This is a genomic window from Actinoplanes sp. NPDC051343 (genome assembly GCF_044455125.1).
Classification (GTDB): domain Bacteria; phylum Actinomycetota; class Actinomycetes; order Mycobacteriales; family Micromonosporaceae; genus Actinoplanes.
Genome location: NZ_JBITEL010000011.1, coordinates 285268 through 308094, shown reverse-complemented (window position 1 = coordinate 308094; position 22827 = coordinate 285268). Strand labels below are relative to the sequence as shown.

The following is a 22827-nucleotide window of genomic DNA, read 5'->3' as shown; positions in this document are numbered from 1 at the left end:
GCCGCGGCCTTTGCGGTCGGCCGAGGCCTTGCGGTCACACGGGGCCTTTGCAGTCGGGCGGGGCCTTTGCGGTCCGGCGGGGCCTTCGCCGTCGGGCGGGGGCCTTTGCGGTCGGGCGGGGCCTTCGCGGTCAGGCGGGGCCCTTTGTGGTCAGACGGGCCTGTAGGCCGGCGGCGAATGCGCGCGGATCGGCCAGGTGCGGCCACGTCGGGGTCTGCTGGGGCCAGCTCTTGTAGGCGGTCAGCACCTCGGGATCGGCGCGGGGCGTCGCGTACGGCCGGAAGTGCTCGGGGATGTCGGCATGGGCGTCCCCGAGGTCGTCGACCGTGAGGACCTCGTGGGCTGCGAACCGCGCCCCGAACGCGGTGGCCAGGGCGGCGCTCTCGGCGTGCCCGACCACTATCGGCGCCCGGTGCAGGTCCAGTTTGTGCACCAGCTGGGCCAGGTCGTGGGCCAGCTTCGCCGGGTCGTGGTCCTTGCGCGCCGGCGAGTCGCCGTGTCCGGGCAGGTCGGGTGCGAGCACCGTGCAGGTGGTTGCGGCGGCCAGTTCGGCGGCGACCGGCCACCACATCGTCCGGTCGAAGAGCAGCCCGTGCAGCAGCAGCACCGGGCGTCCGAACCTGCCCCAGCGGTCGTAGACCAGCAGGCGCGCCGGTCCGCCGATGGCGTGCGTGGTCCGGCGGGGCGGTTGCGGCTCCATAACCGGTCAACGGTGGTGCCCGCGAATGGATGCGGGGCGACCAGCGGCGACAAGTGCTCGGAGGCGCCGCGCTGCCGGTGGATCGCCGTCGGCGTCAACGGACCGATTAACCGGCGGGACCGACGGCGCCGGTCCAGAAGCGTCCTAGTCGTCGTGCTGGACGACGTTGACGACGTTGCCGTCGGGGGCACGCACCAGGAAACGGTGCACGCCCCACTCCTCGGTCTGCAGGGGATGCACGATCTCGTAGCCCAGGCGCTGCGCCTCCGCGTATGCCCCCTCGACGTCATCCGTGTGGATGGAGACCGCCGCGTCGTCGGCCGCCGTGGCGTCGCTCGTCACCAGCTGGACCTGGGCCCCGGAGCGCGGCGACGTGTAGCGGGCGACCCAGCCCATGTTGAACTCCTCGTTGGAGAGCCCGAGGAATCCGGTGTAGAAGTCCTTCGCCGCGTTCACGTCCGCGACCTTCAGATTGGCCATGATGCGTTTGGCGTGCATGAGCTGATTGTCCACCGAACACACGGTGTACGGTCTCCGCATGCGTCTTCCCACCGCGGCGGTGACCGCAGGCTCCCTGATCGGCGGATGGCAACTGGCCCGTCGCACCGGCGTCCGCCCGCTCGGCGGTGTGGTCCTGGCCGCGGGCGGCGTGCTGGCCGGCCGCGAGTGGGCCCGGCGCACCAGCCCGGCGGTCACGGGTGCGCTCGTCGCGACGTACGTCGGTGCCTTCGCCCTTTCCCACCCGCTGGCCAAGCGCATCGGCGCCTGGCCCTCGGTCCTCGCCGTCTCCGCCGTGACCGCCGCCGCCTCCTGGGCCGCCGCCGACCGGCGCTGACCGCTGCTACGCCGCAACGAATACCGCCTGCCTGAGGCGGGCGGAGCCGTCGGCCCGGCGCTGCGCATCTGCCAGTTCGCCGGCACTGTCAAGCTGCGCCCTGACCGGATGTCACTGCGGCCGTCAGCTCGGCGGCGGACTGACCAGCTTTTCCCGAGCCGCCAGCAGCACCACGATCGTCGCGACCGCGGTCAGCGTGCCGACCGGCAGGTACCAGACGGTGAGCACTGCGATGATCAGCAAGGCCCACCAGGCCCGCCGTGACGAGCTGGACAGCAGCATGGCGACGGCCACCAGCCAGCACACGCCGAGCGCCACGAAGCCGGGCCCGAAATCCATGGGGTCGATGCCGGTGGCATGGATGACGTGGCGCCACGGCCCCGGTGTCGCCGAACCCATGTAAACCCCGGTGGCCAGCACATGAATGCCGTCCACCACCTGGTAGCCCCCGGTGATCAGGGCGAGCACGGTCAAAAGGACGCGGGCCGGCATTTCGGGGAGTTTAGTACCCCGGCGCCCACCGGCCTCGTCCGCGGGGTTTCGTGCCCATGGCGTAGCGGGCCGGGTGCGAAAGGGGGGCGGCATACCTCAAGGCGCGGGCCCGGCTGCCGATCGAGGGACTGAATCTGTGAAATCCCTTGAAAGGTGCTGTCCGGATGCAACCTGAGCAGAACTCGCAGACGTGGGCGTCGCAGGGGTACACGGGCCAGGACGGTTCGGTGCCGCCGGGGCAGCAGCAGGATAACGGCGCATGGCCCGGGCCGGCCGCCGACCCGGGTGGCGCGACCTGGGCCGGGCAGGTCCCGGTCGCCGGGCAGCTGGATCCGGCGGCCCGGCATGGCGCAGCCGGACCGTATGCGTCGCAGCAGCAGCCGAGCGGCCTGTGGCAGGAGCAGAGCGGCGGCCACCAGAACGCGGACGCCCCGCACCCGGGTGGACCGTGGCCGGGTCACGCCGAGCACCAGCAGCTGTCGGCGCCGCCGATGCGCGCGACGGGCAGCTCGTGGCCGGGGTACGCGGCCGAGCAGCTGCCGGCGGCACCGGCGTCGTGGCCGGGGTACGCGGCCGAGCAGCTGCCGGCGGCACCGGCGTCGTGGCCGGGGTACGCGGCTGAGCAGCAGCTATCGGCGGCACCGGCGTCGTGGCCGGGTTATTCGGCCGAGCAGCAGCCGCAGGCGACACCGGCGTCCTGGCCCGGGTACGCCGCTGAGCAGCAGCTGCCCGCGACACAGGCGCCCGCACCGGCTGGATCCTGGCCGGCGCCCGCGGGCGGGCAGCCGATGGCATCGGCTCCGTTGTGGCAGGAGCAAGGGATCGAGCAGCAGCAGATGTCCGGGCTGCAGGCACCGGCTCCGGGTGGGGCGTGGCCGGGGCAGCAGCAGTCGTCCGGATTGCAAACGCCTGCGCCGGGCGGATTCGGACAGGCACAGACGGCTGAGCAGCCGGCGGCTCCGGCCGGATTCTGGCAAGGTCAAGCGGCGGAGCAACATATGTCCGGGCTGCAGACATCGGCTGGGCAGTGGCAGGTTCCGACGGCCGAATACCAGAGCCTGGGAACGCCAGTGCCCGGTGGCCCGCCGCAGCAGCCGGCATCAGCGCCCCCGCCCGATGGGCCCTGGCCGAACCACGCCGGGGAGGCGGCCGGCGCGTCCGGCAGCGGCCTATGGCAAGCCCAGGCCCAGGCCCAGACGCGGACGCCGACCGGCGGCCCGGCACAATCGGCCCGGCCATCGCCGAGCGGACTATGGGCGGCCCAGGCCGGTGGAGCTCATCAGGCGAGCGGACAGCCGGCGCCGCAATGGGCGGCTCAGGCTGGGGCAGTTCCTCAGGCGAGCGGACAGCCCGCACCGGCGTCGCAGTGGGCGGACCAGGCCGGAGGAGCACCTCAGGCGAGCACGCAAGCCGTGCCCGCACCACAGTGGGCCGCCCCACCTGAAACGGCGCCCCACCCGGATGGCGGATGGATTCCTCCCGCATACCCCGGCCCGGGCGACGCCCAGCCCTGGATGGTGCAGTTCAACTCCCAGCCGGCCATCGCCCCCGCGCGGCGCCGTAACCCCTGGAAGGCGGTGGTCTTCGGGGTCGCCGGGCTCGTTGCGGTGCTCGGGGCCGGGGCGGGCGGGGTCAACGCGTACGCGAAGCACTCGGTCTGTTCGACGCTCAAGGGTGAGTCTTCGCAGATGAGCTCGGGTTCGTCGGCGAATGACGACGCCGGGCCGACGGCGGCCGACCTGGCCGAGATGCGGAAGGACGCCGACACGTTGCGCAGCTACGGGCGCATGCTGGTGTTCAGCGGTGACCTGCGGGAGGCCGTCGACGGGCTCGCCGACGACGAGGACCAGTTCGTCGACCTGCTGAAGTCGGTGAGCGCGGACACCGCCGGCGACGAGGCGGCGGCCAAGAAGGCGCTCACCCGGATGGTCACGGTTGCCGGGTCGGTGAACAGCCACGCCCGGCAGGCGCAGGGCGCCTGCGGGCTGCCGGTGACCGGCATTTTGGACGATTAACCCAGGCCGATGGCCTTCTTGAAGGCGTCGGGCATCGGTACGGTCTCGGTCGCTGCCGGGCGGGCGACGCTTACGGGTACGCCGTAGTCGTAGTACGCCGTGTTCAGCTCGCCGGCGCCGCTGAGCACCGAGTTCATGTCGAAGATCAGGGACGTGAGGCGGCCCTGGGGGTCGAGTCTGGCCGTGAACGGTACGGCCTTGAGCTTGCCGGTCAGGCTGCTCGGGAGCTGGGCGGCGCCGTGGCTGAGGTCGGCCTTGCCCGAGTAGGTGCCGTCGGCCGTGCGCCGGACCGCGCTCGCGTCCTTGAGCAGTTTGGCCGCGGAGGCCGCCTGGTTGTGGTCCGGGCTGAGCGGGTTGGTGGCCGGGAGGCCCTTGGTGTCGGCGTGCATCCATTTGCCGGGGGTGGCGTGCAGCGCGTCGGCGCTGTCGCCGGTGACCTGCACGTACTGGTCGGTGCCGAGTTGGCGCACGCTGATCGTGGCACCGTTCTGCAGCAGGGTGTCGATCTCGCTGGTCCGGGCGCTCAGGTCGATCGACCCGGTGGCCTCCTGGCCGAGCGCGGAGAACTTCAGCTTGAACGGCTGCGCGCCGAGCCGCCCGGCCGCGGCGAGCAGGGCCTTGCCCGGGTCGGCGGGCACCTGCACGCTGGGCTGGGCACTCGGCGAGGCGGGCGGGCCGGCCGACGGCGCGGACGCGGACGTGGCCGGGGCCGGGGCCGAGTCGGGTTTGCACGCCGCGAGCGCGAGAACGGCGGCCACACCCACGCCCAGAGTGGTCCACTTCGGCACGGCTGACTCCCATCGTTTAGGCGCCCGAATCTAATCGACGGCCGCAAAACACCCGAGGGGAGTGCCGGGCCGGTGGGTGCCGGCCCGGCGGGGGATCTACGGGGTGACCACCGTGCCGCCGAAGGTGACGGTCAGGTGGCCGTTGGAGGCGAACGACCAGCCCAGGCTGCCCGAGTACGCGGAGCAGCGGGAGCCGTTCGTACCCGTGAAGAACTGGTTGTCGCTGCCGACCGTGCCCACGGTCTTGTCGTTGGAACCGGTCACCGCGAAGCGGCACGACGTGTTGCTGGTGAACGTCGACGTGCCCTCGTCGAACGAGAAGTTGCGTTCGGCGTTGTCGATGCTCGCGTTGTGGGAGATCGTCATCGAGCCGGGGTTGCTGTTGTAGGTGAAGCCGTGGTGGCCGTTGTGGTAGGCGATGTTGCCCTGGATGTTGTGGTTGACCTTGATGTCTTCGCCGCCGAGCTTGAAGCCGTTGCGGTCGCCGGCGTCGTTGACCTGGCCGTTGGTGAGGGTGCCGTTGTTGTACGACAGCGAGTTCAGGATGGTGACCGGGCCGATCGGGCCGGTGTCGGTCTTGGTGTAGAGGTCCCAGCCGTCGTCGATGTTGTTGTGCGAGACGTCGTACTGGAAGACGTTGCCGGAGCCGGCCGTGAGCTTGGCCGCGAAGCCGTCGGCGTCCTCGCCGTCGGAGTCGGCGTTGTCGTGCGATTCGGAGCTGATGATCTGGTTGTTCGCCGGCCACTGGGCCTGCGGGGTGTCCGAGGCGATGCGGGAGATCTGCAGGCCGCTGTCGTGGTTGAAAGCGGTCACGATGCGTTCGATGACGTTGTTGCTGCCGCCGACGAAGATGCCGTTGTCCCCGGCGCGTTGCACCGTGATGCCGTAGACGTGCCAGTAGTTGCCGTTGACCGCGAGGCCGCGGTTGTTGTCGGCTTCGGCCATCGCCGAGAAGTTGAGCACCGGGGTCTCACCGGGGTACGCCGACAGCGTCTTGCGGGCGCTCGACGTGCCGTTGTTGCCGGGTGCGATCGTCACCGTGGTCGATAGGTTGTAGGTGCCGCCGCGCAGGTAGACCGTGCCGCCGGCCGCGATCCGGGTGATCGCCGAGGTGATCGTGGTGGGCGCCGCCTGGGTGCCGGCCGCGCTGTCCGACCCGTTGGGTGCGGCATAGACGGCGCCGGACGTGGGCGGCGTGGTCGGCCCGGTGGTGGGTGGCGTGGTGGGCGGCGTAGTGGGGGGCGTGGTCGGTGGCGTCGTCGCCGGCCCGGTGGTGGGCGGAACGTCGCCGCTGGTGGAAACGGTGACGTCGTCGAAGCCGGCCGTCGCGTACGCGGTCTGCAGTCCGATCCGTCCGTTCCCGGCGACCGAACTGGTGCCCGAGCCGACGGACGTGCCGTCGAACGCGGCACTGATCGTGGAGCCGGAGACCGAGAGGCTCACGGTGTGCCACGTATTCACCGCGACGCTCCGCGACGCCGAGGCGATAACGGTCACGCTTCCGCTGTTGACCGCTTGCAGCTGTACGGCGGAGGCCGACAGCGCCACCCGGTAGAACGTGGTCGAGCTCTTGGCCCGCGCCAGCAGCCCGGCGTAGCCGCCCGACGAGAACGACAGCGGCTTCACCCGGGCCGACACGGTGTAGTCGGTCCACGCGGCGTCGCCGGCGAACTCGCGGGCGTTCTCGCTGCTTGCGTTGGTCTGCCGGAGCGTCTGGGAGCCGTCGCTGACGACCGACCAGGTGCCGCCGGATTTCGACCAGCCGCCGGCGCCCGACTCGAAGTCGGCGCTGAACACGGTGGCCGCCTCGGCGTTGCTCACGAAGACGAACATCCCGGCGGTGACCAGGGTGGCCAGGCCGCCGGCACCGGCCAGGCGGCGACATCGGCGGATGCGAGCTGAGGATGACATGCGGTGTTTCTCCTTGTCGCAAATGGATGCCCGCCGGGAGTGACAGAAGAGCCGAGCCATTGCAACAAATGGCAGAGGATTTGCAATTTCAGATGGCGACGGCGCAGCTGAAGGCGGTATCCGAGGACGGGTATTTCGCTTCGGAATCTTTCACGGGAGATATACGTGAGTCAATGACAACCATTTGCAGGTTTGTTGCAGAAAAGAATTAGAGTGCGCCGGCGATCGCCGCTCGGGTGCGCGCGTCGGCCGGCACCAGGATGCGCAGGCGCAGCCACGGCGCGTGCGTGGGGCGGCTCTGGCCGGACAGCAGGTGCAGGGGCCCGAGCTCGCGGTGCGCGATGTGTTTCGCGGCCGGCTCCATCGCCTGCACGTCGTGCTGCTCCCACCAGTCCCGGAAGTGGACGCTGGTGGCGGACAGCGCGCTGACGAGCGATTCGAAGGACGGGTCGCCGGGGTTCCGCGCGTACTCGGTGCGGAAATCCAGCAGATTGGCCCGGGCGGTCTGCTCCCAGGCGGGCGTGCCGGGCCACGAGTCGTCGGCGAACAGCCAGACCAGCAGGTTGCGGTGCGCCGGCGGCGCCGAGACGAGGTCCGCCATGATCAGCTCGGCGGCCCGGTTGTGGGCGAGCACGTCGAACCGCGGACTCAGGACGAAGGCGACATGCGGCAGGAGTCCGTCGATGAGGGCGGCCGTCTCGTCGTCGACGGGGTCGGAGGCCGGGGAGACCGGGGCCGCGACGCCGGCCAGCAGGAACAGATGCTCGCGCTCGGAGGGCGACAGGAGCAGCGCCCGGCTCAACGCGGACAGCACCTGGTCGGAGGGTGTGACGTCGCGTCCCTGCTCGAGCCAGGTGTACCAGGACAACCCGACCCCGGACAGCTGGGCGACCTCCTCGCGGCGCAGGCCGGGCGTACGCCGGCGGCCCGCGCCCGCCGGCAGCCCGACATCGCCCGGGCGGACCGCCGCCCGCCGGGTGCGGAGAAAATCGGCCAGCTCGGCCCGCCGCGCGTCGGCCGGGCTGCCGGCCGGGGCCGCGGCGGAGGGTGGTGGTCGGAGTCCCACGATCAACCATCATCTCCTGCCCGGGGCCGCGGAAGCCAATCATGGTGCCGTGACCACAACACCAGCCGACATCCGATGGAAGCCGAACCAGAAGGTCCACGAGCTGGACCGGGGCCGGGTGACGGTCGAGGAGCGCGACCGCACCCAGCCGTTCCTCCTGCTGCACGGGGGAGCGGGCCCGGCCTCCGTGCAAGGGTTCGCCGACCTCCTGGCCGCCCGTTGGAACGCCCGCGTCCTCGTGCCGACCCACCCCGGTTTCGACGGCACCCCGCGCGCGGACACCCTCGACAGCGTGCAGGCCCTCGCCGATCTCTACGCCGACCTGCTGGAGGACGAGGACCTCTGGGACGTCACGGTGATCGGCAACTCGATCGGCGGCTGGATCGCGGCCGAGCTCGGGCTCCGGCAGAGCCCCCGGGTCAGCGGCGTCGCCCTGGTCAACGCCGTCGGGATCGACGTGCCCGGGCATCCCATCACCGACGTCTCCGCGCTCACCCCCGACCAGCTGCGCCGGTTGTCCTTCCACGACCCGGAACGCTTCCCGCCCGACCCGGCGCGACGGCCCGGACCCGACCTGGCGGCGCTCGCGGCGTACACCAAGATGAGCATGACCGATCCCACCCTGCGCGACCGTCTCGCCGCCCTGGATCTTCCGGTCCAGGTCGTCTGGGGTGAGTCGGACGGCATCGCCGTGCCGGCCTACGGCCGGGCCTTCGCCGAGGCGATCCCGGGCGCCCGGTTCACGCTGATCCCCGGCGCCGGCCATCTGCCGCAGATCGAGGCGCCCGAGGAACTTCTGGCCGCGATCGGGGCCGCCCGATGAGGGTGACCAGGATCGGACACAGCTGTCATCTTCTCGAGATCGGCGGCCGTACGCTGCTGACCGACCCGTGGTTCACCGTGACGCCGACCTACGACCCGGGCGAGCACGTCGCGCTGACCGTAGACCGGCTGCCGGAGCTCGACGGCATCCTGATCACCCATGAGCACTACGACCACTGCGACCTCGACGCGATCACCAGCCGGACCGACGTGCCGATCGTGGCGCCGCACACCGTGGTGGGCCGGGCGCGCGACCTCGGCTTCCGGGAGGTACGCGAGCTGGAGGCCGGGGACAGCACCGAGTTCGGCGACGTGACCGTGACCGCGACTCCCGGCCTGCACGGTGTGCACGAAGTGACCTACGTGATCCAGGGTGAGGGTCAGACGGTGTTCTTCGGCGGCGACACGCTGCGGATCCCGGAGCTGGACGAGCTGCCCCAGAGGTTCGGCCGGTTCGACCTGGCCCTGCTGCCGATCAACGGGTTGTGCATCCGCCCGGCCGGCCACCGCCAGGTCGTCATGAACGCCACCGAGGCGGCCGGGCTGACGGCCGCCCTCCAGCCGCGGACCGTGGTCCCGCACCACTACGCCTTCACCAGCGGCCGCCTCGGCGACCTGCTGATCACGAAGGCGGAGCGGCAGCCGGTCGCCTTCGCCGACGAGGTTCGCCGGCTCGCCCCGGCGACCGAGGTGCGGCTGCTCCTGCCCGGAGTCCCGCTGACCCTCTGATGCGTATTTGCCGATCGGGCGGGTACACCAGGTCCGTGTCCATCACCGTGCGTACCGTCGACGCCCCGCCCGAGCAGGTTTTCGCCGTCCTGGCCGACGGCTGGAGCTACAGCGACTGGGTGGTCGGCACCTCGCACATCCGCGACGTCGACAAGAACTGGCCCGAGGTCGGCAGCAAACTGCACCACAAGGCCGGCCCGTGGCCGTTGTCCCTGCACGACTCGTCGACCGTCACCGAGATGACCAGAGACCGCCACCTCAACCTGCAGGCCGGTCTCTGGCCCCTCGGCGAGGCCAACGTCGACCTACTGCTCGAACCGGCCGGCCCCGGCCGCACCCGGGTCGTCATGCGCGAGGACTTCGAGAGCGGCCCCCTGCGCGGCCTGCGCAACGGGCTGCACCACCTGGTGCTGCACCGCCGCAACGTCGAGGCGCTGCGCCGCCTGGCCGATCTGGCCGAGCACCGCGAGTCAGCGCGGCATCCGCAGGTCAGCTAGCCGTCCCCGGCCCAGCACCTCCGACTGCCAGGCGGTCGTGCACGTGCCGCCGTCCGGGTCGATCACCACGTGCAGCCGGTGCGGCGTCTCCACGAACATCACGTCGACCAGCAGCCTTCCGCCCGACCAGGCGTGCGCGGTCGCGATCGGCCCATCGACGAACCAGGCATCGGGCGGGCCGAGCCGGGCGGTCACCTCCGGGCCGTCGTCGGTCAGGGAGATTTCGTACGGCGTGAGCCGCACCGACCGCACGGAGCCCGCGACCGGGGTGAACGACCCCCTCGGGAGTTGCCGTTCCGGCGAATCGCCCTCCGGCCGGGGCAGAACCGGCCACTCGAACGGCCACCGCCCGGCCGGCCCGGACGCCGACGTCAGCGCCGGCAGCAGGTGCTCCCACAGGGCCTCGAGCATGCGGTGCATGGCCGGGCTCTGCGCCGTCATCGCGACGACCGCGTCCGCCTCCGGCAGGATCACCATGAACTGCCCGTGTGCGCCGTCCCCGCGGTAGCCGTGCCGGGCCCGCCAGAACTGGAACCCGTAGCCCTGATCCCAGTCCGGCTCGCCGGGCCGGTTCGACGCCACGTGGAACCGGGTGGCCTCCTCGACCCACGACTCCGGCAGCAGCTGCGACCCCTGCCAGCGTCCCCGGTCGAGATAGAGCTGGCCCAGCTTCGCGATCGCCGACGTCGTGGTGAAGAGACCGGAGAAGCCCTGCTCACGGCCGACCGGGTCGGAGAGCCACCCGTACGTCGAGATGCCGAGCGGATCGAAGAGCCGCGGCCGCAGATAGTCGATCAGCGACCCGCCGCTGACCTCGCGCACGATCGCCGCGAGCGTGTTCGTGCACGGCTGGTTGTATTCGAAGTGGCTGCCGGGCTCGAAGGGCGGCGGCAGCAGGAGAAGCCCGAGCGCCATGTCCCCGTCGCCCGCCGCGAGCGCCGCGTCGGCCATGTCGGCGTCGTGCCCGCTCGCCATCGAGGCGACGTCCCGCACCCGGGTCGCCCGCGACCATTCGTGGGTGACCCTCGGCTCCCAGCCCGGAAAGTACGACAGGACTGGCGCATCCAGGTCGACCAGTCCCTCGGCGACCGCGAACCCGAGCGCCGTCGACGTGAAACTCTTGCTCAGCGAATAGAGCAGGTGCGGCCGGTCCGGCCCGTAGGGCGCCCACCACCGCTCGGCGACCACATGACCGTGCCGCAGCACCATCAGACTGTGCAGCTCGACGTCGGGCATCGGCGCCAGCGCGGCGACGAACGCGTCGATGCCGCGGGCGTCCACGCCCTGCTCGGCCGGGGTGCTCCGGGGAAGCTCGTCCATCTGACCTTTATAGCGCTTCGGCATTCGTCATTTCTATGGGGGCGATAGAAAGAAACGAATGCTCTTTTCCGGCGGCCGGTGTTAGTTTCCCGGAGTTGTATTCTTGTCGGCGCACGAAAGAGGGAACGGCAATGCCAGTCACCCGAATCGCGATCCGTCGGGGCAAAACGGCCGAATGGAAACAGGCCGTTCTCGACGGCATCCACGAGGCGATCCGCGAAACCGTGCACATCCAGGACGGCGACCGGTTCATGGCGCTCACCGAACACGGCGAGGGCGAATTCGCGTACGGCGACTTCCTCGGCATCGACCGCTCCGGCGACCTCGTGCAGATCCAGATCTTCTGGGCCCCGAAACCGGTCGAGGCCAAGCTCGCCATGTACCGCGGCATCGTCGAGCGCCTCGGCACGAACCCGGGCGTGCGCCCCGAGGACGTCCTGATCTCGGTCGTCGAGTCCCCGCCCGAGAACTGGTCCTTCGGCCACGGCGAAGCCCAGTTCCACCGGCCCGCCTGACTGCCTACCGGGACGAGCCGGACGTCGAGGCGCTGACGGTCGACGTCACCGACGACGCGGGATCCGGGACGCCGCGTACCTTAAGAAGCAGGCGGCGGAAAACTCGGCCGGCCGCGTCGGCACGCCCGGGGACATCGCGTCGGCGGTATTGTTCGCCATGACCAACTCCTTCCTGACTGGAGTGACCTTGAAGGTCGACGGCGGCGAGCCGCTGACGTGAGCGGCGGCCGGCTCCTCTCGCTCAACGTCGGGCTGCCCAAGGACGTGGCCTGGCAGGGCCGCACCGTGCACACCGGGGTCTTCAAGAGCCCGGTCGACGGCGCCCGCATGGTGCGCCGCCTCAACATCGACGGCGACGGCCAGGGCGACCTGGCCGGCCACGGCGGCGAGATGCGGGCGGTGCTGGTCTATCAGCGCGAGTCGTACGAGCACTGGCAGCAACACCTGCACCGCGACCGGCTCGACTTCGGCTCGTTCGGGGAGAACTTCACCGTCGAGGGCCTGCCCGACCACGAAGTGCACATCGGCGACCGCTACCGGATCGGCGAGGCCGAGTTCGAGGTCACCCAGCCGCGGGTGACCTGCTTCCGGGTCGGCATGCGCCTGGGCGAACCGGCCATGCCGTCGCTGCTCGTGGCCCACCGGCGGCCCGGCTTCTACCTGCGCGTGATCGCCGAGGGGCGCGTCGCGTCCGGCGACGAGATCGTGCGTACCCGGGTCGGCAAGCACGCGTTGAGCGTGGCCCAGATCGATGGTCTGCTCTACCTTCCGCACCGCGACCCGGAGACGCTCCGCAAGGCGGTGACGATCGAGGCGCTGAGCCCGGGCTGGCAGCAGTCCTTCCGCGACATGCTGGCCGCGGTCGAGAAGGGCGGCCCGATCGACACCCCGGCGGTCGGTGTCGAACCGGGCTGGCCCGGCTTCCGCCCTCTCGTGGTGGTGCGCGCGCAGGCCGAGACGCCGTTCGTCACGTCGTTCTGGCTGGGGACACCCGACGGTTCGGCGCTACCGGCGCCGGCGCCGGGCCAGTTCCTGACCGTACGCGTGAGCAGCGCCGGAGACCCGCCTCCCGTCCGCAGCTATTCGATCTCCGGCGTGCCGGACGCCCGGTCCTACCGCATCAGCGTGAAGCGCGAGCCGCACGGCACGGTCAGCGACTACCTGCACGACAAACTGCTGGCCGGGGCGACCGTCGAGGCGGCCGCACCCCGCGGCGACTTCACGCTCGCCGACGGCGACGGGCCGGTCGTGCTGGTCTCGGCCGGCATCGGCGCCACCCCGGTCCTGGCAATGCTCCGGCGGCTGGCCGACCAGCACTCGCCGCGTGAGGTGTGGTGGCTGCACGCGGCCCGCGACCCGGCCGAACACGCGTTCGCGGCCGAGGCGCACAAGCTGCTGGCCGGGCTTTCCCACGCCCACGAGCGCATCTTCTATTCACGCCCGCCCGCGCCGGCGCCCGGCGCCGCCTGGACGGCCGGGAGGCTGACCGGCGACGCCGTGCGGGCCCTCGGTCTGCCGGTGCATGCTACGGCGTACGTCTGCGGTCCCGACGCCTTCATGGTGGCCATGCGCGAAGCCCTGGTGGCAGCGGGCCTTCCCGCCGGGAACGTGCACAGCGAACTGTTCGGGGCGCGCCCACCGATCAACCCGGGCGTGACCGGTGTGCACGTGGTGCCGCCGCACCAGCCGCCCGGCACGCCCGGCACCGGGCCGCTGGTCACGTTCGCCCGCAGCGGCATGAGCAGCCGCGCGTCGGCCCGCTTCGGGTCGCTGCTCGAACTGGCCGAGGCGTGCGACGTCCCGACACAGTGGTCGTGCCGCACCGGCGTCTGCCACACCTGCGTGACGCCGCTGCTCTCCGGCACCATCGACTACACCAACCCGCCGCTCGAGGAACCGGGACCGGGCGAGGTCCTCGTCTGCTGCGCCCAGCCCCACGACGACGTCGTGCTCGACCTGTAGGGGCGATGCCGCATCGGATGATCCGTGCTGTGATTTCTGGTCGGGCGTCGTTACGGTTCGGGTATGGCTGGCCCGGCCGGATGGCTGTTGCGGCGCCGACTCTTCACTATCGGCGTCGCGGTAGCGGTGGCGGTGGCCGGGGCTTCGGCGGCACTGGCCGATCACAAGACCGGGTGGACGGTCGTCTTCGCGGTCGTCGCGGTCGTCGTCGGTTCCTTCGGGCCGACGGTGATCGATCGGTGGGCGGCACACGAGGAAAAGCAGCGGAGGCGGGCCGAGCTCAAGCGTGACGTCGAAGTCAGGAGGACGGGTTCGGCGTCGTGGTTGCTGCACCCCGATCGGCATGTGGTGCCGTTCTTCGGTCGTGCTCGGGCGCTGGCCGAGCTGGAGGCCTGGGCCACCGACCCCGGCAGCCCGGTGGTCCGGCTCGTGACGGGCGCCGGCGGTGTCGGCAAGACACGCCTGGCTCAGCACTTCACGGACCGGCTCGCGGGGTGGGAGGTCACGTCGGCTCACCTCGACGACGAGGAGAAGATCGTCGAGCATGTGACGGCCGGGAACCGGGGCCATCGCCGGCTGGTGCTGGTGGACTATGCGGAGGCCCGCAACCCGGTCGGGCTGGCGCGGTTGTTGTGGGTGGCCCACGAGACCGGCGGGGTGAAGGTACTGTGCCTGGCCCGCCACGCGGGCGAGTGGTGGACAACCCTTTCGAAGAGCTTCTTAGCGCAAGGCAGCCTGCTCGACCAGTTGACCGAGCCGTCCAACGTGCTCGAGCTCGCTCCCCAGGTGGGCGACCAGTCGCCGGGACAGGTCGTCGCGGATGCGGTGGCCGCGTTCGCGGATCGGCTGGGCCGGCCGGTGGTGAAGGTCCCGGACCGCACCCGGGATCCGCAGGCGCCGGTGCTTCAGTTGCACGCGGAGGCGTTGGTCCTGGTGATGGACGGCGGCTACCGGAAGGGTCGGCACGACGTTTTGAGCGAGGTCCTTCGCCACGAAGCCCGCTATTGGCGAGGTGCGGCGAGTCGCGCGCACCTGCCCTCGGTTGAAGATCCGCATTCGGACGCGGTGCTCCGTCAGCTCGTGGGTCTGGCCACCCTGCTCGGCGCCGATGACTCCGGGCAGGTGAAGGCGCTGGTCAAGCGGGCGCCGTTGCTGTCAGATGCGGACGCCGACGCGACACGGCGCTATGCCAGCTGGCTCGGCGATCTATATCCGCTGGACCCGGAAGGCGGCGGTGGCCTCGGAGTGGTGCAACCGGATCTGCTGGCGGAGGCGCTGGCGGTCCGGGTCCTGGAGGAGTGTGAACCCGCTGAGAGAACCCAGGTGTTCACCGTGCTCCGCCCGGAACAGGCGGTGCGGGCATTGACCGTGCTCGGCCGTGCGTGCGCCCACCAGCCGGCCGCCGACGACCTGATCGGCATCGCCCTGCGCGCGGATGTGCCGCAGATGATCGCGGCGGTGGTGCAGGTCGCCGTGCAGTTCCCCGGCCGCTTCACGCGACGGATGGCGGAGTTGGTCGATTCCGCCGACCTCGACTGGTACCAGGCGTGTGAGCTGGCCGGCCGAATTTCGCACCCGACGGTCGAGCTCGGCCGCTTGGCCACCGCACTCACAACCCGGATTGTCGAGCACTTCCCGTCCGCGGCCCCGCCGTCGATACGCGCGTTCTGGGCCAGCTCGAACGCGATCCGGCTCAACGACGTGGGCCGTGGCGCTGACGCGCTCGTGGCCGGGCAGAAGGCCGTCGATCTGTATCAGGAGCTCGCGGCTACGAACGCTGATGAGTTTCTGCCCCTGCTGGCACGAGCGGTGAACAATCACGCTTCACGCTTGGCCGAGGCGGATCAGGAAGAGGAGGCGCTGAGGTTCAGCCAGTATTCCGTCGACCTCCGTCGCAAACTCGTTGTCTCTGACCAGTTCACCTACCTTCCCGACCTGGCCAACGCGGTGATCAACCATGCGCTGCGGCTGGCGAGGGCGGTCCGGGAGCCCGAGGCGCTGGACTTCAGCCAGGAGGCCGTCGGTCTCTACCGGAAACTCGTGACTCCGAACTGCGACAAGTACCGCCCCGAGTTGGCCATGGCGCTGAATAATCATGCGCTGCGGTTGGCCACGGCAGGCCGCCCGAACGCGGTCGCGACGATCCGGGATGCCGTCGGCCTGGGGCGCGAGCTGGTCGGCAAGAACAGGGACGCGCATCTTCCCGTGCTGGCCGCGTCGCTGTGCAATGTCGGCAGTGTTGGCTTCGAAGTAGGCGATGTCGACGACGAGGTCATAGCCCTGACCGCGGAAGGGTTGCGGTACTTCGAGGAGCTCGCCCGGGCAGAACCCGGCGCTTACGCCCGGCGGCGTGACCAAGCAGCCTCGGTTCTCACCGAGCTACACGATTCGGTGGCTTGATATCGACGGGAGAAGTCGCATGAGTGGAGCTCATCGGGTGGCGGGCGGCCGGATTCAGGCTCCGATTACGGGATCGGCACGGCAAGGGCCATTGTCGGAGCGTTGGGTCGGGCGGCTCCTGCCGCCGAGCCGTCGGCCGTCCGGCCGACCTGGCGTCACCTTGTGGTGCGGGACGCCGACCGGGTCGTCGCCGGCATTCGCCGGCCGCGGGCGCTGTACGAGAGCGGCTCTGCGCCACGCTGCCCGCGACGATGTCACCCCGAACAGGGTGGACCGTTGCCCGGTCGCCGAGGAGATCAGGAGCCGCTGAAGCCGCGCTCCTGACGGACCAGGACTTTGCCGTGCGGGTCCCGGATGTCGGTGACGCTCGCGTAGGTGCGCCGTCCCGGTCGTTGTCGGTGACCGGCCGGTCGCGGTCATGCGTCTTTTCTGCCGGCGATCCATGTTTTCGATATCGGCTGCTCGCCGATTCGGGGCTACGATCGCGGCGATGGCCACACTGCGAGCGCTGGAGTGTCTGGTCGCGCTGGTCGAGGCGGGTTCCGTCACCGGTGCGGCGGCCGCGCTGCATCTGTCGCAGCCCGCGCTGTCGCATCAGATCTCGGCGCTGGAGAAGGAGATCGGCACCCCGGTGGTCGAGCGGCTGCCCCGCGGCATCCGGCCGACCGCGGCCGGGATCGCCGTCGCCCAGGAGGCCCGCAGCGCCCTGCACCACGCCGGGCTGGCGGTGACGATCGGGCGCAAGGTGGGTGAGGGCCGGGCCGGCCGGCTGCGTGTCGCCTCGGCCGAGACGATGACGACGTGGCTGCTCACCCCGGCGATGCGGGCGTGGCGGCTGCGGCACCCGGAGGTCGCGTTCGAGCTGAGCGAGTTCTCCAGCGCCGACCGCATGGACCGGTTCCTGGCCGACGGCCACGCCGACCTCATTGTCGGCCCCCGGCCCACGGTGACCGCCCAGCACGTCGAGGTCCTGGGCGTCGAGGAGATGGTCGTGGTGGCCGGCCCGGGGCACCGCTTCGCGGGTGAGGCCGCGGTCGCGCTGGCCGCGGTGGCGAAGGAGCCGTTCATCCACTACGACCCGGAGAACGGCATGTCGGTCTGGGTCGACGAACTGGCCGCCGAGCACGGCATCGGCTTCGACACTGTGCTGCGCACCCGCAGCCCGCGTACGGCGGCCCAGCTGGCGGCGGCCGACATGGGTGTCACGATCGTCCCGGTGTCGGCGCTGCCGGGCCGCCGCGACGGCACGGTCCGCTCCTTCGAGCCGCCGATCCTGCGCGACATCATCGTCACGATGGCCGCCCCGGCCGACGCGCTGAGCCGCCGCTTCGTGTCCGACCTCCGCCGCCGCGGCCTCCCCGACGACGGCCGCGCAACATTCGTCTGAGGAGGAGGAAGCGGAGGCGGAAGAGGTCAGACTCTGGCCGCAATAGCCGCCAGTCTGGGGACATGGACAAAGGAACCGTCACCCCCTACGTGGCCGCCAAGGGCGCCGACCTCTTTCTCGACTTCGTGGAGGCCGTCTTCACCACCGGGAAGGCCGTCCGGATCCGCAACCCCGACGGCACCGTCGGCCACGCCGAGATCCGCATCGGTGACTCGACCGTCATGGTCTTCGACTCCCGCCCGGAGTGGCCGTTCACCCCGGCCTTCCTCAGCGTCTACGTCGACGACTCCGACGCCGTGGTCGAGCGGGCGGTACGGGCCGGCGCCGCCCTCGTCACCGAGGTCGCCACCTCGCGGATCGTGGGGGAGCGCGGTGGCCGCATCAAGGACCCGGTCGGCAACATCTGGTGGGTCCAGACCAGGGTCGCCGAACCCGACCTGTCCCTGTTCGAGGATCCGGCCGAGCTGGCCGTCATGCGCCGTGTGCAGGAGTCGTTCGACCGCGCTATCGCAGGTTCAGGCCCCCGTCGAGCAGAATGACCTCGCCGGTCAGGTAGGAATTGCGGACCAACGAGGAGATCAGGTCGGCGACGTCGTCCGGTTGCGCCGCGCGGCGCATGGGGCTTTGCGTACGCCACAGCTCCTGCGCCTCGACCCACCCGGCGGTGAGCGGGGTGTCGACCAGCCCGGGTGCGACCGCGTTGACCCGGATGTCCGGGCCGAGGGCGGCGGCGAGCAGCCGGGTCACGTGGTTGAGGGCGGCCTTGCTCGCGGCGTAGCCGATCGAGCTGCCCTTGGGCCGCACCCCGGCGTGGCTGGTCACGTTGACGATGCAGCCCTTCGAGGTCCGCAGCGCCGGCGCTGCTGCCGTGCACAGCAGCCACGGCGCGATGAGGTTGACGTCGAGCAGCCGCCGCCAGTCGGCGGCGCTCAGCCCGCCGAGGTCGGCGTGCGGCACCGGCCAGCTGATGCCGGCGTTGTTGACCAGCACGTCGAGCCGCCCGTGGTCGGCCAGCACGCGGGGCACCAGCCCGGCCGCGGCGTCGTCGTCCGCGAGGTCGGCCTGGTAGTAGGCCCCGCCCAGGGCGGCCGCCAGCTCCGACCCGGCGGCGGAGGACGAGCGGGAGTGCACCGCCACCGTCATGCCGTCGGCGGCCAGCCGCCGCGCGGTCGCCGCCCCGATTCCCGACGCCGACCCGGTCACCAGTGCCACCTTCGTCACCGGCTCACGATAGGCGGGCAGCTCAGCCCCAGACCTCCTGGGCCGTCTCGACGATGAGGCTGAGCTTGGCGACCTCTTCGTCGTAGGTCAGGGCGTTGCCCTCGACGGTGGAGGAGAAGCCGCACTGCGGCGAGAGGCAGAGCTGTTCGAGCGGCACATATTTGGCCGCCTCGTCGATGCGCCGCTTGAGCGTGTCCTTCGATTCGAGCTGCCCGCGCTTGGTCGTGACCAGGCCGAGGACGACCATCTTGCCCGGCGGCACGAACCGCAGCGGCGCGAAGCCGCCCGAGCGCTCGTCGTCGAACTCGAGGAAGAAGCCGTCGACCGCCAGCTCGCTGAACAGGGCCTCGGCGACGAAGTCGTAGCCGCCCTCGGCGGCCCACGAGGAGCGGAAGTTGCCCCGGCACATGTGGGTGGTGACCGAGAGGCCGGCCGGGCGGTCCTGGATGGCCGCGTTGATCTGCCTGATGTAGCGCAGGTGCTGGTGCTCGGCGTCGTCGCCCCGCTCGGTGAGCAGGCGCCGCTGCTCGGGGTCGTTGAGGTAGGCCAGGCTGGTATCGTCGAGCTGCAGGTAGCGGCAGCCCAGCTCGTGGACCCGGCGGGCCTGCTCGGCGTACGCCGCGCTCAGGTCGGCCCAGAACTGCTCCTCGTCGGGGTAGACCGCCGGATCGATCGCGGCCCGGCCGCCCCGGTAGTGCACCATGCTCGGCGACGGGATCGTCAGCTTGGCCGTGACACCCGGCCCCACCTGGTCGCGCAGGAAAGCGAAGTCGTCGCCGAAGATGGTCGACTCCAGGCGCACCGGCGACGTGATCGCCAGCGCCGCCGACTCGAAGTCGAGATCGCCCTCGGCGTTGCGGAAGTGGACCTGGATCTTGTCGTCGGTCGGGCGGATGCCGCCGAGGCGATAGATGAAGTCCATGTGCCAGGACGTGCGCCGGAACTCGCCGTCGGTCGCCGACTGCAGGCCCACGTCGCGCTGCATGCGCACGACGTCGCGGATCGCGGCGTCCTCGACCTCCCGGAGTGCGGCCGCGTCGAGGTCGCCGGCGGCGAAACGGGCCCGGGCCGCCAGCAGGTCGGCCGGTCGCAGCAGGCTGCCGACGTGGTCGGCCCGGAACGGCGGCGTGTCGCGGAGTGGCATGAGGGACTCCCTTCGATCGCCCGAGCAGTCTATCGAAGGTGATCCTCCTCGTAGCAATTCCGGCCGGACTTCTGATCGGATCGGTCGGCATCGGCGGCGTCCTGCTTCCACCCGCCCTCATCTGGCTGACCGGCCTCGATCCGCACACCGCCGCGGGAACGGCCAGTTGGTGCTTCCTCTTCACGAGTCTGGTCGGCGTCATCGCGTACGCCAGGAAGGGCGCCCTGCCCTGGCGCCTCGGCCTCCTGCTCACCGCCGGCGCCGCGCCCGCGGCGGCGGCCGGCGCCCTGACCAACGGCATCGCACCGGCCTGGGTCCTGCATCTCGTCCTGGCCGCGCTGACCCTGGGCAGCGGCGTCTACAACCTGCTGCCCCGGCGGCGGGCGAACGCCGATCGGGAGTCGCTGCCGACGGTCGTCGCCGTGCTGGTCGGCGCCGGTGTCGGTTTCGGGTCGGCGCTGACCGGCACGGGCGGCGCGGTGCTGCTGGTGCCGGTGCTGCTGTCGCTCGCGGTCGCGCCGCGGACCGCGGTCGCCGCGAGCCAGCTGATCGGGCTTCCGCTGGTTGCCTTCGCCTGCGCCGCCTACGGCGGCAACGGCCAGATCCGGTACGCCCTGGGCTCGCTCCTCGGAGTCGTCTCCGGAGCCGCGGTCGTGGCCGGGGCGGCGCTGGCCGGCCGTCTCCCGCAGCACCGGCTCCGCCAGGCCGCCTCGGCCACGCTCGTCGTCGTCGGCGTCCTGCTGCTGGTCACGCTCGGCTGATCGACGCCGGCTGTGTGCTCAGCCCAAGCCGTTCCGCAGGGTCTGAGCCGCCCGCCGCACCTCGGCGCGCACCGTCTCGGGCGCATCGGGATGGCGGCGGAGGCTCTCGTACTGCACGCGCCAGAGACCGAGCAGCGCGGCCGCCGCGATCTGCGGTTCGGGGTCGGTGGCGGCCCGGCCGTCGCGGGCGGCCAGCGCCTCGGCCGCCGCGGCCACGAACCGGTCCATCATGTCGTTGCGGTACGCCCGCAGCGACGGCACCGTCTCCAGCAGCGCGCCGAAGCGCCGGTAGCCCTCCGGGTTGCCGGCAAACCCGTCCAGCTCGGCGTCGAGCAGCCGCAACGCTGCGTCGATGGGCGTGGTCGTGGCCGAGGCCAGCGCGGAGCGCAGGGCCGTCGCCGTGCCCTCCAGCCGGTCGAGCAGCAGCGCCTCCTTGGTCGGGAAGTAGTTGAACACGGTTTTCTCCGAGACCCCGCAGGCGCGGGCGACCTCGGCGACCCGCACGCCGTCGAACCCGCGCTCAAGGAACATCCGGGTCGCGGTGTCGGACAGCTGCTGCCGCATCTGCCGCTTCTTTTCCTCGCGCAGGGTCACGCCGAGCATCTTACTGCTACTGTATTTTTACAGCGACAGTAAAAAGGAGCAGACATGAGCGAGTTCCGCATCACCCGCGACTACCCGCACCCGATCGAGCATGTGTGGCGCGTGCTGACCGACCCGGCGCTCGTCCCGCGCTGGACCACCACCGGTCAGGGTGGCCGCCCCGAGGGCTTCGCGCCGGTCGTCGGCACCCGGTTCCGGTTCATCGCCAAGCCGGTGGCCGGTTGGCGAGGGATCGTCGACTGCGAGGTGCTCGAGGTCGACGCCCCGCGCCTGCTGCGCTACTCGTGGACCGGCGACGAGGGCGCCGCGCCGACCTTCGTCGCCTACCGCCTCGAACCCACGCCGGGCGGCACCCGATTCACCTGGGAGCACACCGGTTTCACCGGCGTCGGCGGCTTCTTCATGTGCCGGCTGCTGCGATCGGTGCGGGTCAAGATGCTGACCGTGGGGTTCCCCGCGGTCCTCGACGATCCCCAGCTGCCGGTCTGACCGGGCAAGGTCGTCGTCGCCGCCGGATCCGGCGGCGCCCCTCGTCGTCCTGCTCCACGGCCGGGGGCTCCGACGCGCCCGCACGACGGCCCGCCGCCTGACGAAATCGCCCGGCGTTCGGCCGGCCGAAACTCCCGGCTGTCCAACGGCTCAGCTGCCGGCCGGGCCGACGGCCCCGCTCGCGGCCCGGGCCGCACCCTTCGCGACCGGCTGGTCGTCAAGGGCGCTACCGTGCCCGCGTGACCTTGAAGCTCGGCTTCGGCCTGCCCCAGACCCGATACTTCGGTCCGCGCGACGTGGTGACCGCCGCCCGGGCTCTCGAGGACATCGGATACGACAGTCTCTGGGTGTTCGAACGCATTCTGTTCCCGGCCGACCAGACGGGTCCGCACGGCCTCTACGGAGCCCCCGGCACGCCCTGGCCGGACCGCTACCGCACGGTGGCCGACCCGCTGCTCACCCTGACCGCGGCGGCGGCCGTCACCGCGCGGGCCTCGCTGGGCAGCTGCGTGCTGCTTCCCCCGCTGCACCTTCCGTTCGCGCTGGCCCGCTCGCTGGCGACGCTCGACGCGTTCAGCGACGGCCGGGTACTGGCCGGCCTCGGCACCGGCTGGTCGATCGACGAGTACGCCGCGGCCGCGCCCCGCCCGTTCGCCGAGCGGGGCGCCGCCCTGGACGAGTTCCTCGACATCGCGGCCGCCGTCTGGGGACCCGATCCGGTGGCGTTCGAGAACGAGCGCTACCGGATCGGCCCGGCCGAGGTCGGCCCCAAGCCGGCCCGGAACATCCCGGTCCTGCTGGCCGGCACCAACCGCCGGGCGCTGACCCGGGTCGCCCGCCGGGCCGACGGCTGGCTGATGACCGGCGCCCCGCCCGAGGCCGTCGCGGCCATGCTCGCTCAGCTGCGAGATCTGGCCGCGGACGCCGGCCGGGACCCGAAGGAGATCGGCTGCTACTTCCAGATGGCGGTGTCGAGCCTCACCGAGCGGGGTCTCTACGGAGGTTCGGTGCCGCAGCTGATCGACGACGTGGCGGCCCTGGCCGGGGCGGGCGCCGACCACGTCTTCATCCAGCTCCCGACCGTGACGTCGGGCCTGGCCGAATACCTCGACCACGCCGCCGCACTGCACACCGCGGCGGTCCGCGCCGGCCTGATCTGAGGGCCTTGCT

General features: G+C 71.4%; 23 protein-coding genes. 13 read left to right on the top strand and 10 right to left on the bottom strand.

Annotation, left to right across the window (positions count from 1 at the left end):
* Positions 1 to 130: 130 nt before the first annotated feature.
* Positions 131 to 700 carry an alpha/beta fold hydrolase gene (locus ACIA5C_RS33585; protein ID WP_396062202.1) on the bottom strand — a complete coding sequence of 190 codons (570 nt, stop codon included), beginning with the start codon at positions 698 to 700 and terminating at the stop codon, positions 131 to 133.
* A gap of 144 nt (positions 701 to 844) precedes the next feature.
* Entirely contained in the window at positions 845 to 1213 is a 369-nt protein-coding gene (locus ACIA5C_RS33580; RefSeq protein ID WP_396062200.1) for a VOC family protein, read from the bottom strand.
* Positions 1214 to 1238: 25 nt separating this feature from the next.
* Between ACIA5C_RS33580 and ACIA5C_RS33575 the strand changes: the two genes are divergently transcribed.
* Complete coding sequence (locus ACIA5C_RS33575; protein WP_396062198.1) at positions 1239 to 1535, top strand: hypothetical protein; 297 nt, start codon at positions 1239 to 1241, stop codon at positions 1533 to 1535.
* A 123-nt stretch (positions 1536 to 1658) separates the two neighbouring features.
* On the opposite strand, the gene ACIA5C_RS33570 is transcribed toward ACIA5C_RS33575, so the two are convergent.
* Positions 1659 to 2027: a hypothetical protein gene (locus ACIA5C_RS33570; protein ID WP_396062196.1), complete on the bottom strand. Its 369-nt coding sequence runs from the start codon at positions 2025 to 2027 to the stop codon at positions 1659 to 1661.
* A 164-nt stretch (positions 2028 to 2191) separates the two neighbouring features.
* Between ACIA5C_RS33570 and ACIA5C_RS33565 the strand changes: the two genes are divergently transcribed.
* Positions 2192 to 4042, top strand: coding sequence for a hypothetical protein (locus ACIA5C_RS33565; protein WP_396062194.1), 1851 nt, complete (start codon positions 2192 to 2194; stop codon positions 4040 to 4042).
* Here ACIA5C_RS33565 and ACIA5C_RS33560 read toward each other — a convergent pair.
* The 3 genes from ACIA5C_RS33560 to ACIA5C_RS33550 form a co-directional block, all read right to left on the bottom strand.
* Positions 4039 to 4830: a hypothetical protein gene (locus ACIA5C_RS33560; protein ID WP_396062192.1), complete on the bottom strand. Its 792-nt coding sequence runs from the start codon at positions 4828 to 4830 to the stop codon at positions 4039 to 4041. The genes ACIA5C_RS33565 and ACIA5C_RS33560 overlap by 4 nt on opposite strands.
* Before the next feature lie 96 nt (positions 4831 to 4926).
* Positions 4927 to 6741, bottom strand: coding sequence for a family 16 glycoside hydrolase (locus ACIA5C_RS33555; RefSeq protein ID WP_396062190.1), 1815 nt, complete (start codon positions 6739 to 6741; stop codon positions 4927 to 4929).
* 208 nt (positions 6742 to 6949) lie between these two features.
* Complete coding sequence (locus ACIA5C_RS33550) at positions 6950 to 7807, bottom strand: helix-turn-helix transcriptional regulator (protein WP_396062188.1); 858 nt, start codon at positions 7805 to 7807, stop codon at positions 6950 to 6952.
* A 49-nt stretch (positions 7808 to 7856) separates the two neighbouring features.
* Between ACIA5C_RS33550 and ACIA5C_RS33545 the strand changes: the two genes are divergently transcribed.
* The 3 genes from ACIA5C_RS33545 to ACIA5C_RS33535 are packed head-to-tail and all read left to right on the top strand — an operon-like array spanning position 7857 to position 9855.
* Positions 7857 to 8630 (top strand): alpha/beta fold hydrolase, encoded by a 774-nt coding sequence (locus tag ACIA5C_RS33545; protein ID WP_396062186.1) that lies wholly within the window; start codon positions 7857 to 7859, stop codon positions 8628 to 8630.
* Positions 8627 to 9358, top strand: coding sequence for an MBL fold metallo-hydrolase (locus ACIA5C_RS33540; protein ID WP_396062184.1), 732 nt, complete (start codon positions 8627 to 8629; stop codon positions 9356 to 9358). Before ACIA5C_RS33545 ends, ACIA5C_RS33540 begins: the two co-directional genes overlap by 4 nt.
* A gap of 35 nt (positions 9359 to 9393) precedes the next feature.
* Positions 9394 to 9855 (top strand): SRPBCC family protein, encoded by a 462-nt coding sequence (locus ACIA5C_RS33535; protein ID WP_396062182.1) that lies wholly within the window; start codon positions 9394 to 9396, stop codon positions 9853 to 9855.
* On the opposite strand, the gene ACIA5C_RS33530 is transcribed toward ACIA5C_RS33535, so the two are convergent.
* Complete coding sequence (locus tag ACIA5C_RS33530) at positions 9829 to 11175, bottom strand: serine hydrolase domain-containing protein (protein WP_396062180.1); 1347 nt, start codon at positions 11173 to 11175, stop codon at positions 9829 to 9831. The two genes, ACIA5C_RS33535 and ACIA5C_RS33530, sit on opposite strands and share 27 nt — an antisense overlap.
* Before the next feature lie 131 nt (positions 11176 to 11306).
* On the opposite strand from ACIA5C_RS33530, the gene ACIA5C_RS33525 reads away from it, so the two are divergent.
* From ACIA5C_RS33525 to ACIA5C_RS33505, 5 genes are all read left to right on the top strand, one after another.
* Positions 11307 to 11690 (top strand): tautomerase family protein, encoded by a 384-nt coding sequence (locus tag ACIA5C_RS33525; RefSeq protein ID WP_396062178.1) that lies wholly within the window; start codon positions 11307 to 11309, stop codon positions 11688 to 11690.
* A 216-nt stretch (positions 11691 to 11906) separates the two neighbouring features.
* Positions 11907 to 13652: an MOSC domain-containing protein gene (locus ACIA5C_RS33520; RefSeq protein WP_396062176.1), complete on the top strand. Its 1746-nt coding sequence runs from the start codon at positions 11907 to 11909 to the stop codon at positions 13650 to 13652.
* A gap of 63 nt (positions 13653 to 13715) precedes the next feature.
* A complete protein-coding gene (locus ACIA5C_RS33515; protein WP_396062174.1) occupies positions 13716 to 16052 on the top strand; it encodes a hypothetical protein in 2337 nt (778 codons plus the stop codon).
* Between the two features lie 490 nt (positions 16053 to 16542).
* Complete coding sequence (locus ACIA5C_RS33510; RefSeq protein ID WP_396062172.1) at positions 16543 to 17439, top strand: LysR family transcriptional regulator; 897 nt, start codon at positions 16543 to 16545, stop codon at positions 17437 to 17439.
* 62 nt (positions 17440 to 17501) lie between these two features.
* The gene (locus ACIA5C_RS33505; RefSeq protein ID WP_396062170.1) at positions 17502 to 17978 is read left to right on the top strand and encodes a VOC family protein; all 477 of its coding nucleotides are present in this window, start codon (positions 17502 to 17504) and stop codon (positions 17976 to 17978) included.
* Here the strand turns inward: ACIA5C_RS33505 and ACIA5C_RS33500 are convergent.
* Together ACIA5C_RS33500 and ACIA5C_RS33495 are read right to left on the bottom strand one after the other, a co-directional pair.
* A complete protein-coding gene (locus ACIA5C_RS33500) occupies positions 17944 to 18660 on the bottom strand; it encodes an SDR family NAD(P)-dependent oxidoreductase (RefSeq protein WP_396062168.1) in 717 nt (238 codons plus the stop codon). The genes ACIA5C_RS33505 and ACIA5C_RS33500 overlap by 35 nt on opposite strands.
* Positions 18661 to 18682: 22 nt before the next feature.
* Positions 18683 to 19804: a 5-methyltetrahydropteroyltriglutamate--homocysteine S-methyltransferase gene (locus tag ACIA5C_RS33495; RefSeq protein ID WP_396062166.1), complete on the bottom strand. Its 1122-nt coding sequence runs from the start codon at positions 19802 to 19804 to the stop codon at positions 18683 to 18685.
* Positions 19805 to 19842: 38 nt separating this feature from the next.
* Here ACIA5C_RS33495 and ACIA5C_RS33490 point away from each other — a divergent pair, with 38 nt between their 5' ends.
* A complete protein-coding gene (locus tag ACIA5C_RS33490; RefSeq protein ID WP_396062164.1) occupies positions 19843 to 20565 on the top strand; it encodes a sulfite exporter TauE/SafE family protein in 723 nt (240 codons plus the stop codon).
* 18 nt (positions 20566 to 20583) lie between these two features.
* Here the strand turns inward: ACIA5C_RS33490 and ACIA5C_RS33485 are convergent, their stop codons facing one another.
* Complete coding sequence (locus ACIA5C_RS33485) at positions 20584 to 21159, bottom strand: TetR/AcrR family transcriptional regulator (protein ID WP_396062162.1); 576 nt, start codon at positions 21157 to 21159, stop codon at positions 20584 to 20586.
* Between the two features lie 54 nt (positions 21160 to 21213).
* Between ACIA5C_RS33485 and ACIA5C_RS33480 the strand changes: the two genes are divergently transcribed.
* Both ACIA5C_RS33480 and ACIA5C_RS33475 read left to right on the top strand, forming a co-directional pair.
* On the top strand, positions 21214 to 21657 hold the full coding sequence (locus ACIA5C_RS33480) for an SRPBCC domain-containing protein (RefSeq protein WP_396062160.1): 444 nt from the start codon (positions 21214 to 21216) through the stop codon (positions 21655 to 21657).
* A 239-nt stretch (positions 21658 to 21896) separates the two neighbouring features.
* Entirely contained in the window at positions 21897 to 22817 is a 921-nt protein-coding gene (locus ACIA5C_RS33475; RefSeq protein WP_396062158.1) for a TIGR03619 family F420-dependent LLM class oxidoreductase, read from the top strand.
* Positions 22818 to 22827: the final 10 nt, after the last annotated feature.

Bases quoted from the DNA above. Each gene is read 5' to 3' on its own strand.
- ACIA5C_RS33585 (WP_396062202.1), bottom strand. From the start codon at position 700: ATGGAGCCGCAACCGCCCCGCCGGACCACGCACGCCATCGGCGGACCG.
- ACIA5C_RS33575 (WP_396062198.1), top strand. From the start codon at position 1,239: ATGCGTCTTCCCACCGCGGCGGTGACCGCAGGCTCCCTGATCGGCGGA.
- ACIA5C_RS33570 (WP_396062196.1), bottom strand. From the start codon at position 2,027: ATGCCGGCCCGCGTCCTTTTGACCGTGCTCGCCCTGATCACCGGGGGC.
- ACIA5C_RS33565 (WP_396062194.1), top strand. From the start codon at position 2,192: ATGCAACCTGAGCAGAACTCGCAGACGTGGGCGTCGCAGGGGTACACG.
- ACIA5C_RS33555 (WP_396062190.1), bottom strand. From the start codon at position 6,741: ATGTCATCCTCAGCTCGCATCCGCCGATGTCGCCGCCTGGCCGGTGCC.
- ACIA5C_RS33540 (WP_396062184.1), top strand. From the start codon at position 8,627: ATGAGGGTGACCAGGATCGGACACAGCTGTCATCTTCTCGAGATCGGC.
- ACIA5C_RS33530 (WP_396062180.1), bottom strand. From the start codon at position 11,175: ATGGACGAGCTTCCCCGGAGCACCCCGGCCGAGCAGGGCGTGGACGCC.
- ACIA5C_RS33525 (WP_396062178.1), top strand. From the start codon at position 11,307: ATGCCAGTCACCCGAATCGCGATCCGTCGGGGCAAAACGGCCGAATGG.
- ACIA5C_RS33515 (WP_396062174.1), top strand. From the start codon at position 13,716: ATGGCTGGCCCGGCCGGATGGCTGTTGCGGCGCCGACTCTTCACTATC.
- ACIA5C_RS33510 (WP_396062172.1), top strand. From the start codon at position 16,543: ATGGCCACACTGCGAGCGCTGGAGTGTCTGGTCGCGCTGGTCGAGGCG.
- ACIA5C_RS33505 (WP_396062170.1), top strand. From the start codon at position 17,502: ATGGACAAAGGAACCGTCACCCCCTACGTGGCCGCCAAGGGCGCCGAC.
- ACIA5C_RS33495 (WP_396062166.1), bottom strand. From the start codon at position 19,804: ATGCCACTCCGCGACACGCCGCCGTTCCGGGCCGACCACGTCGGCAGC.
- ACIA5C_RS33480 (WP_396062160.1), top strand. From the start codon at position 21,214: ATGAGCGAGTTCCGCATCACCCGCGACTACCCGCACCCGATCGAGCAT.